Source organism: Streptomyces sparsus (assembly GCF_054776295.1).
The window spans coordinates 1-8,433 of sequence record NZ_BAAHCA010000134.1; the positions used below are offsets into that span (position 1 = coordinate 1).

Sequence of the window (8,433 nt, forward strand, 5' to 3'; positions counted from 1 at the left end):
CCGGCTGCTCGCCGTGCTGCCGGAGGCGGAGCGGGCGGACTGGGCGGCGGAGTTCGTGGCCGCGCACGGCCTGGCGGAGGCGTTCCGGGTGCTGGGCACCTGCGCGGTGCCGTGGTCGGAGGCGCTGGGCCGGGCGGTGGTGGACGCGTTGGAGATCGCCAGGGACGCGGGCAGTTACCCGTGGAGTTTCAGCGGGGTGCTCGGTCTGGCCGAGCGCTCGCTCGACCCCGGTCATGCGGACCGCCTGGCGCCGCTGGCGGCGCACCCGGACGAGTCGGAGTCCGGCTCGCCGGGCGCAGGCGGCTACTGGGCGGAGTCGTTCCAGCGGCTGGTGGTGCCGCTGCGCAGCCGGGCGGCGATGGTCGACGAACTGGCGTCCCCGCCGATATCCGGGAGGTAGCGGGGGCGGCGGGCGGCATCCGACGCGGCACCCCGGCACGTCCACCCGGCGCCCGGCCCGGTGCGGGGCCGGGGACGTACGTGCCCGTCCCCGGCGGGGCGGCACCCGACGCGAGGCGTCCAGCGGGCGAAGGAGCGGGCGGCCCCCGAAAGGCGTGGGTCAGGCGGACACGGAACGTACGTGGGTGCGCACCCAGTCGACGACCGCCGTGGTCGGGGCGCCGGGGGTGAAGATCTCCGCGACGCCGCGGGCCTTCAGCGGGGCGATGTCGTCCTCGGGGATGATGCCGCCGCCGAAGACCTGGATGTCCTCGGCGTCGCGCTCCCGCAGCAGGTCGAGGACCTTGGCGAACAGCGTGTTGTGGGCCCCGGACAGGATGGACAGGCCGATCGCGTCGGCGTCCTCCTGGATCGCGGTGTCCACGATCTGCTCGGGCGTCTGGTGCAGCCCGGTGTAGATGACCTCCATGCCGGCGTCGCGGAGTGCCCGGGCGATCACCTTGGCACCGCGGTCATGGCCGTCGAGGCCGGGCTTGGCGACCACCACGCGGATCGGACCGGACACACCCATCACTGCCTCCATCAACGTCGACTGCGGCCCCGGCTCCGCTGGTGAGGCGCCGGTGTGAACGAACGTTATCTTCCAGCATCCCGCACCCGATCGTTTTGAGGTGCGGGGGGAGGGGGAAATCACACAGTGGGACAACGTCATCATCATGCGCCGCGGACGCGGCGCGGACCAGTCACCGAGCGGGTTCGGGACGGCCCGAGCGGAGAGCCGCGACAAGGTCGCCGCTCCGGTGCGCCGCAGGGAGGCGCGCAGGGGCGGCCCACGGGGGTCAGCGATGGATCATGCCGTACCGATGCTGACCGTACTGCGCGCCAACGCCCTGGAGGCGGTCGCACTGGCGGGCCGTCTGCTGCTGTATCCGTCCGGCCTGCGGGAGGACGTCCCCGGGGCGCCGCCGCGCACCGACATCGCCGGGCCGCGTCCGGTCCTGCTGCTGCACGGCTTCGTGGACAACCGGTCGGTGTTCACGCCGCTGCGCCGCTCGCTGGCCGGGCACGGCTGGCAGCAGATCGCCTGTCTCAACTACTCACCGTTGACCTGCGACGTACGCAGCGCCGCGGAGAACCTGGGCCGACGCATCGAGGAGTTCTGCGCGAGTTCCGGGCACCAGCAGGTGGACGTGGTGGGGCACAGCCTGGGCGGCCTGATCGCCCGCTACTACGCCCAGCGGTTGGCGGGCGACACGCGCGTACACACACTTGTGACCCTCGGCACTCCCCACGCGGGCACCCGGGCCGCCGCGCCGCTGTCGGTGCACCCCATCGTGCGACAGATGCGGCCGGGCTCGGCGTTGATGGCGGAACTGGCCGGTGCGGCAGCCGGCTGCCGCACCCGGTTCGTCAGCTTCTGGAGTGATGTGGACCGCGTCATGACGCCGGTGGAGACCGCCCGTCTCGACCACTCCGACCTGCTGGTTCGCACCGTTCGTGTGCAGGGTGTGGGGCACATGGCGATGCCCGCCCACTGGGCCGTGGCGGCCCGCGTCCGGGAGGAGTTGCAGGAGTCGCCGCCGGCCGTGCCGCGCCCCGGCGCCGCCTACGGGATCGCCTGAGAGGGACGGTCAATCCGCCCGAAACGGACGGGCCTGCTGGGGCCAAGAGGGCCTGCGGGCTTCGAACATGGCACGAACAGGGGCTCGACTACCGGCCCGTAGACACCGAAAGACGGGCGATTGCCCCGCTTTCCGGGGGCCGAAACCTGCGGAAGATTGTCGCCGCCGCCAACCGCCGGGTACAGTCGCGGCACTGCTCTGGCAGCCCCTGTCTCCGAGGCGAAAGAGAAGTTGGTGGTGAACGACCGTCCCCCATCGGGAGTCACAACCCCGACCGGTTCCGCTCACGACGCCTCGTATCCCCCCTACGACGCGAGCTACGCACCGTCCGACGGACACGGCACGGCCTACGGCTACCCGTCCGGTGGTGCTTACGCGGACGACCCGCTCTTCGGCGCCATGCCGGACAGCTCCGAGCACGTGGTGACGGCCACCGTCCAGGACTCCCCGTTCCCCTCCACCGGTTACGACGCGTTCCCCGCGACCGGCACGCACCAGGACAACTACGGCACCGGCGGTTACGACACGGGTGGTTTCCCCACCGGTGGTCACGAGACGGCGGCGCCCTGGTCGGGTGACCAGGGCCAGCCGCATTCGGACTCCGTCAACGGCGACTACGGCTGGTCGCCCGAGAACTCGGGCCAGTGGGACGGTGCCACCGGCACGTCCGGCGCCGCCTCCTACCCGTCCGACCCCTACTCCTCCGACCCGTACCCGGCTGGCACCTACGGCGGTGCGGCCTACGAGGGCTACGACACCGGCGCACAGGCCAACACCGCCTGGGACGGCAGCAGTCCGGACTTCACCCCCTCCCCCGAGGCCGCCGGCTACGCCGGAACGCCGCAGGCGGAGGCGGCCACCGGCTGGGACAGCGGCAGTTACGCCACGGTCAGCTGGGAGCCCGGCAGCAACGACACCGGCAGCTGGGACACCGGGAGTTGGGACACCGCGGCCTTCACCGCCGTCCCCCGCCAGCAGGCGGGCCCGGAGGCGGGTGCGTACCGGTCGGACGACGGCCGGCGGAACACCGACGAGCCGCACCACGACGCGGAGCGGACCGCCGAGCGACCCGAGGACCACGACGGGCAGCAGGCACAGGAGGAGCGCGGCGAGTTCACCGACGCCTTCCATGACGGGCCCGCCGCGTCGGACTTCACCGTCGAGGACTTCACTGTTGAGGACCTCGGCGACGCCGCCTACCGGGCTGACGCCGCTCACGAGGACGGGTTCGGCGACGAACTGCCGGCCGTCGACACCTCGGCGGCTGCCGGACGGACGCCCCACCCGGCCGGGGGTTCGTCCCGTGGCCGGCGCCGGGCGGTGAAACCGCGACGGTCGGCGCTGCTGACCGTGGCCGTCCCGTCGGTCGCCGTGATGAGCGTCGCGGGCATCGCCGCGGCGTCGGTCGGTGCCTCAGCCGACGACGTCGACGACAAGCCGGCGCAGGCGGCACCGGACGGGGCGCCGGTGAAGCCGTCGGTGGCCAACAGCAAGCTGGACACCCAGCTCGCCGGGCTGTCCGCGGACGCCGGGGACTTCGCCGACCGGGCGAGCCGCACCCAGGAGCGCATCGACCTCAAGGAGCGGCAGGAGGCCGAGCGCAAGCGCAAGGAGGCCGAGGCCATCCGCAAGGAGGCGCTGCGGCCGAAGTTCGCACTCCCCGTCGCCCAGCACGGGCTGAGCGCCTACTACGGCCAGGCCGGCATCAACTGGATGTCGGTGCACACCGGCATCGACTTCCCCGTCGGCTACGGCACTCCGGTGCTGGCCGCGACCGACGGCACCGTGTCGACCAAGTGGGACCTGGCCTACGGCAACATGGCCATCGTCACTGCCGCCGACGGCACCGAGACCTGGTACTGCCACCTCAGCAGCACCAAGATCCGGTCCGGTCCGGTGAAGGCCGGCGACACCATCGGCTACGCCGGCAGCTCCGGCAACTCCACCGGTCCGCACCTGCACTTCGAGGTGCGTCCCGGCGGTGGCTCCGCCGTGGATCCCGTCGCCTGGTTCCGCGGCAAGGGCCTCGACCCGACGTGACCTCCGTCCCGCTCCCGCCCGGCACCGGGTCGGGAGCGGGCCGCCACTTGGACGTGCCCGCGCCGCCGACCGCCCGCACCGGCACACCGACGTGCCAAGCGCCGACAACGAAGGAGCCCGCCCCCGACATGGGGGCGGGCTCCTTCGCCGGATCAGGCGTCCGGTGCGTTCAGAGCTTCTCAACGGGCGCGTACCGCAGCAGCAGCCGCTTGGGCTTGGGGTCGCCGAAGTCGACGGTGGCCTCCGAGCTGTCGCCGCTGCCCTTGACCTCGACGACCGTGCCCAGGCCGAAGCTGTCGTGCGTCACGCGGTCCCCGACCGCCAGCGACACCACCGTGCGCTCCTTGGCCCGGCGGGTGGCGAACCCGGATGCGCCGCGGCGGGAGATCGACGACAGCGGTGAGCCGCCGCCTCCGACCGTCGGTGCCATCGAACCGCCGCCCCCGCCGGCCGAACCGCCGGTGCGCCGCCACTCCACGTACTCCGGGGGGATCTCCTCCAGGAAGCGCGACGCCGGGTTGTACGACGGCTGCCCCCAGGCGCTGCGCAGCGTGGAGCGGCTGAGGTAGAGCCGTTCCCGGGCCCGGGTGATGCCCACGTACGCCAGGCGCCGCTCCTCCTCCAGCTCCTTGGGCTGGCCGAGTGCCCGCATGTGCGGGAACACGCCGTCCTCCATGCCGGTGAGGAACACGACGGGGAACTCCAGGCCCTTGGCGGTGTGCAGCGTCATCAGCGTGATGACGCCGGAACCCTCCTCGGCCTCGTCCGGGATCTGGTCGGAGTCGGCGACCAGGGCCACCTGCTCCAGGAAGTCGGCCAGCGTTCCCGGGTCCTCCTCGGTGCGCGCCTGTTCGAACTCCAGGGCGACGGCGGCGAGTTCCTGGAGGTTCTCCACCCTCGTCTCGTCCTGCGGATCGGTCGAGGCCTGGAGCTCGGCGAGGTACCCCGTCTGCTCCAGCACCGCTTCCAGTACCGTCGCCGGCCCGGCCCCGGCCTCGACGATCGTGCGCAGCTCCTCCATCAGGACGTTGAAGCGCTTGACTGCGTTGACCGAGCGGGCCGCCATGCCGTACGCCTCGTCGACCCGGCGCAGGGCGTCCGGGAAGGTGGTCCGTTCCCGGGCGGCGAGCGCGTCGATCATGGCTTCGGCGCGGTCGCCGATGCCGCGCTTGGGCACGTTGAGGATGCGCCGCAGCGGGACGGTGTCCTCGGGGTTGGCCAGCACCCGCAGGTAGGCCAGGACGTCGCGGACCTCGCGGCGCTCGTAGAAGCGCACGCCGCCGACGACCTTGTAGGGCAGCCCCACCCGGATGAAGATCTCCTCGAAGACGCGGGACTGGGCGTTGGTGCGGTAGAAGACAGCGACGTCCCCGGCCTTGGCGTCACCCGCGTCCGTCAGCCGGTCGATCTCCTCGGCGACGAACTGGGCCTCGTCGTGCTCGGTGTCGGCGACGTAGCCGGTGATCCGCGAACCGGCGCCGGCCTGCGTCCACAGGTTCTTCGGGCGGCGGTTCTCGTTGCGCTCGATGACGGAGTTGGCGGCGCTGAGAATGGTCTGCGTGGAGCGGTAGTTCTGCTCCAGCAGGATCGTGCGGGCGTCCGGGTAGTCCTCCTCGAACTGGAGGATGTTGCGGATCGTGGCGCCGCGGAAGGCGTAGATGCTCTGGTCGGCGTCGCCCACCACGCACAGCTCAGCCTGCGGCGGCTGCGGCTCGTCCTCCGGCCCGGCCGGCTGTGCGCCGGTGCCGACCAGCTCCCTGACCAGGGTGTACTGGGCGTGGTTGGTGTCCTGGTACTCGTCGACGAGCACGTGGCGGAAGCGCCGCCGGTAGTGCTCGGCGACGTCCGGGAACGCCTGGAGCAGGTGGACGGTCGTCATGATGATGTCGTCGAAGTCCAGCGCGTTGGCTTCCCGCAGCCGCGCCTGGTACATCGTGTACGCCTCGGCGAGGGTCTTCTCGAAGCCGTCCGCGGCCCGGGCGGCGAAGTCCTCCTCGTCGACGAGCTCGTTCTTGAGATTGGAGACCTTCGCGCTGAACGCCTTCGGCGGGAAGCGCTTCGGGTCGAGTTCGAGGTCCCGGCAGACCAGCGCCATCAGCCGCTTGGAGTCGGCCGCGTCGTAGATCGAGAACGACGAGGTGAAGCCGAGCTTCTTGCTCTCCCGGCGCAGGATGCGCACGCAGGCGCTGTGGAACGTGGACACCCACATCGCCTGGGCGCGCGGACCGACCAGTTCGGCGACGCGCTCCTTCATCTCACCGGCGGCCTTGTTGGTGAAGGTGATGGCGAGGATCTGCCCGGGGTGCGCGCCCCGGGCGCCCAGCAGGTAGGCGATGCGGTGCGTCAGCACCCGCGTCTTGCCCGAGCCGGCGCCGGCGACGATCAGCAGCGGCGAGCCGCTGTGCACGACGGCGGCGCCCTGCTGCTCGTTCAGCCCGTCGAGCAGGGCCTGCGGATCCGTCACCGGGCGGGGGGCGCCGTCGCGGTAGTACGCGTCCCGGCCTCCAGTGAAGGAGCCCGTGAACAGCCCCTCCGGCACCTCCTCCTGCGGCGGGGCGGAGGGGTGCTCGGCGTCGGGCGGCGGCTCCTGGCCCGCTGGGGGCTCGAGGTCCGCTAGGAAGCTGTCGTCGAAGAGGCTGCTCATCGCCTACCGAGTCTAGGCCGCCCCACTGACCGCGCCGCCGACTCCTAGAATTGTTCTATGACTGACCCTTCGCGTGCGCCGGCGCCCCGCCCCGACCGTGACCCCGATCTGCGGGCTTCGCACACCGATCGGGAGGCGGTGGCCGAGCTGCTGCGTGAGGCCGCCGGGGACGGCCGGATCGACCTGGAGGAGCTGGAGGAGCGGCTGGAACGTGCCTTCTCGGCCCGTACCTACGGCGAGTTGGCGCCGCTGACCGCGGACCTGCCGGCGCACGCCGCGCCGGTCGATCCGCGCGACGAGCAGCCGATGGAGCTGCGCTCCGGGGCGGGCGACATCTCCCAGACCGGTTACTGGGTGGTGCCGCGGCGGATCAGCGCGGTGTCCCGGATGGGCAACATCGTGATCGACTTCACTGAGGCGGTGTGCCACCACTCCGAGGTGTCGCTGGAGATCAACGCCGGCATGGGCAACGTCACGGTGCTGGTTCCGCCGGGCTGGTCGGTGCGGTCGCACGGCCTGCGGGCGTCGCTGGGCTCGGTGCGCAACCGGGCCACCGAGCCACCGGAGCGCGGCGCTCCGACGCTGGAGGTCTCCGGCCGGGCGGCCATGGGCGAGGTGCGCATCCGCTACCCCAACCGCTGGGACCTGTGGAAGCGCCGGGCCGGCAAGTCCTTCGGCGGCTGACCCGCGGGGCGGCCGGTGGCTGAGGGGTGCTGTGGCAGGGGTCCGTCCCACGGGCCGGGCACCCGAGCCTTAGATAACAAAAAGGTTTCGGGACATACCGAACACCGCTCTTCCCAAGACGTCCGGGCCCTGGCTACGGTGCAGCCTCAGGCGGCCCGGATCCGTCGGTGACCTGACCGGCACGGGCGGCCTCCGCCGAGTCCGGCGTTCGCCGGAGCCGGGGACCCGACGCGCACCACCGGGGTGAATCGGGCCGCGAGCAGCCGCCCGCGGCCGGTAGGGCAGCCTTCCGACGCCCGAACCCGACAGCTAACTCGGTAGGCGGAGCACGGAAGGAGTTGCCCTCGTGGCGACGCACCGCAAGCCGCGCAGCGGCGTGCTCCAGTCCGCACCGGCCCGTCGGGGCGCGGTCGGCGCCACCGCCGCCGCACTCGCGTCGGTGACCCTGCTGACGCAGAGCGCGTCCGCCGAGCCCGGCGGCGAACGACCGGGGCTGGCCGAGACGCAGAAGAAGGTCGACGAGCTGTACCGGCAGGCCGGCGCCGCCACGCAGCAGTACAACGCGGCCAAGGAGAAGACGGACCGGCAGCGCCGCGCGGCGGACCGCGCGCTCGACGACGTCGCCGACCGCACCGCGCAACTCAACGACGCCCGCCGCACTCTGGGCACGTTCGCCGCCGCCCAGTACCGCAACGGCGGCATGTCGGAGACGGCGACGCTGCTGCTCACCACGGACCCGCAGAGCTACTTCCAGCAGTCGCACGTGCGGGCCCGGCTCACCGAGCAGCAGAACCGGGCCGTCGGCTCGTTCCGGAAGAAGCAGCGCGAGGCGACCGCAGAGCGCACCGCGGCGGCCAGGAGCCTGGCCGATCTGGAGCGTTCGCAGCGCAAGCTGGCGAGCGAGAAGCGGACCGTGCAGGGCAAGCTCAAGCAGGCCCGCACCCTGCTGGCGGAACTGACCGCCGAGGAGCGCGCCCGGCTGGCGGCCGCCGAGCGGAAGAAGCAGGAGGAGGCCCGGCGCAAGGCGGCCGAGGCCGAGCGCCG

General features: G+C 72.4%; 7 protein-coding genes and 1 riboswitch. Of the genes, 5 read left to right on the plus strand and 2 right to left on the minus strand.

Features of this window, described 5'->3' with window-relative positions; all coding sequences use genetic code 11:
- The coding region (locus tag ACYVE9_RS09760; protein ID WP_461027363.1) for a DUF5691 domain-containing protein at positions 1-400 on the plus strand (400 nt) is incomplete at its 5' end.
- Between the two features lie 159 nt (positions 401-559).
- Here the strand turns inward: ACYVE9_RS09760 and ACYVE9_RS09765 are convergent.
- Positions 560-970 carry a cobalamin B12-binding domain-containing protein gene (locus tag ACYVE9_RS09765; protein WP_461027364.1) on the minus strand — a complete coding sequence of 137 codons (411 nt, stop codon included), beginning with the start codon at positions 968-970 and terminating at the stop codon, positions 560-562.
- 274 nt (positions 971-1,244) lie between these two features.
- On the opposite strand from ACYVE9_RS09765, the gene ACYVE9_RS09770 reads away from it, so the two are divergent.
- Positions 1,245-2,021, plus strand: coding sequence for an alpha/beta fold hydrolase (locus ACYVE9_RS09770; RefSeq protein ID WP_461027365.1), 777 nt, complete (start codon positions 1,245-1,247; stop codon positions 2,019-2,021).
- Positions 2,022-2,258: 237 nt separating this feature from the next.
- Positions 2,259-4,061, plus strand: a complete 1,803-nt coding sequence (locus ACYVE9_RS09775; protein WP_461027366.1) for a M23 family metallopeptidase — start codon at positions 2,259-2,261, stop codon at positions 4,059-4,061.
- A gap of 169 nt (positions 4,062-4,230) precedes the next feature.
- On the opposite strand, the gene pcrA is transcribed toward ACYVE9_RS09775, so the two are convergent.
- The gene (pcrA, locus tag ACYVE9_RS09780; RefSeq protein ID WP_461027367.1) at positions 4,231-6,705 is read right to left on the minus strand and encodes a DNA helicase PcrA; all 2,475 of its coding nucleotides are present in this window, start codon (positions 6,703-6,705) and stop codon (positions 4,231-4,233) included.
- A 57-nt stretch (positions 6,706-6,762) separates the two neighbouring features.
- Here pcrA and ACYVE9_RS09785 point away from each other — a divergent pair, with 57 nt between their 5' ends.
- Positions 6,763-7,389, plus strand: a complete 627-nt coding sequence (locus tag ACYVE9_RS09785; RefSeq protein WP_461027368.1) for a DUF1707 SHOCT-like domain-containing protein — start codon at positions 6,763-6,765, stop codon at positions 7,387-7,389.
- Between the two features lie 183 nt (positions 7,390-7,572).
- Positions 7,573-7,729, plus strand: a riboswitch (cyclic di-AMP (ydaO/yuaA leader).
- Between the two features lie 6 nt (positions 7,730-7,735).
- The coding region (locus ACYVE9_RS09790) for a coiled-coil domain-containing protein (protein WP_461027369.1) at positions 7,736-8,433 on the plus strand (698 nt) is incomplete at its 3' end.

Bases quoted from the DNA above. Each gene is read 5' to 3' on its own strand.
- ACYVE9_RS09785 (WP_461027368.1), top strand. From the start codon at position 6,763: ATGACTGACCCTTCGCGTGCGCCGGCGCCCCGCCCCGACCGTGACCCC.
- pcrA (WP_461027367.1), bottom strand. From the start codon at position 6,705: ATGAGCAGCCTCTTCGACGACAGCTTCCTAGCGGACCTCGAGCCCCCA.
- ACYVE9_RS09765 (WP_461027364.1), bottom strand. From the start codon at position 970: ATGGGTGTGTCCGGTCCGATCCGCGTGGTGGTCGCCAAGCCCGGCCTC.
- ACYVE9_RS09770 (WP_461027365.1), top strand. From the start codon at position 1,245: ATGGATCATGCCGTACCGATGCTGACCGTACTGCGCGCCAACGCCCTG.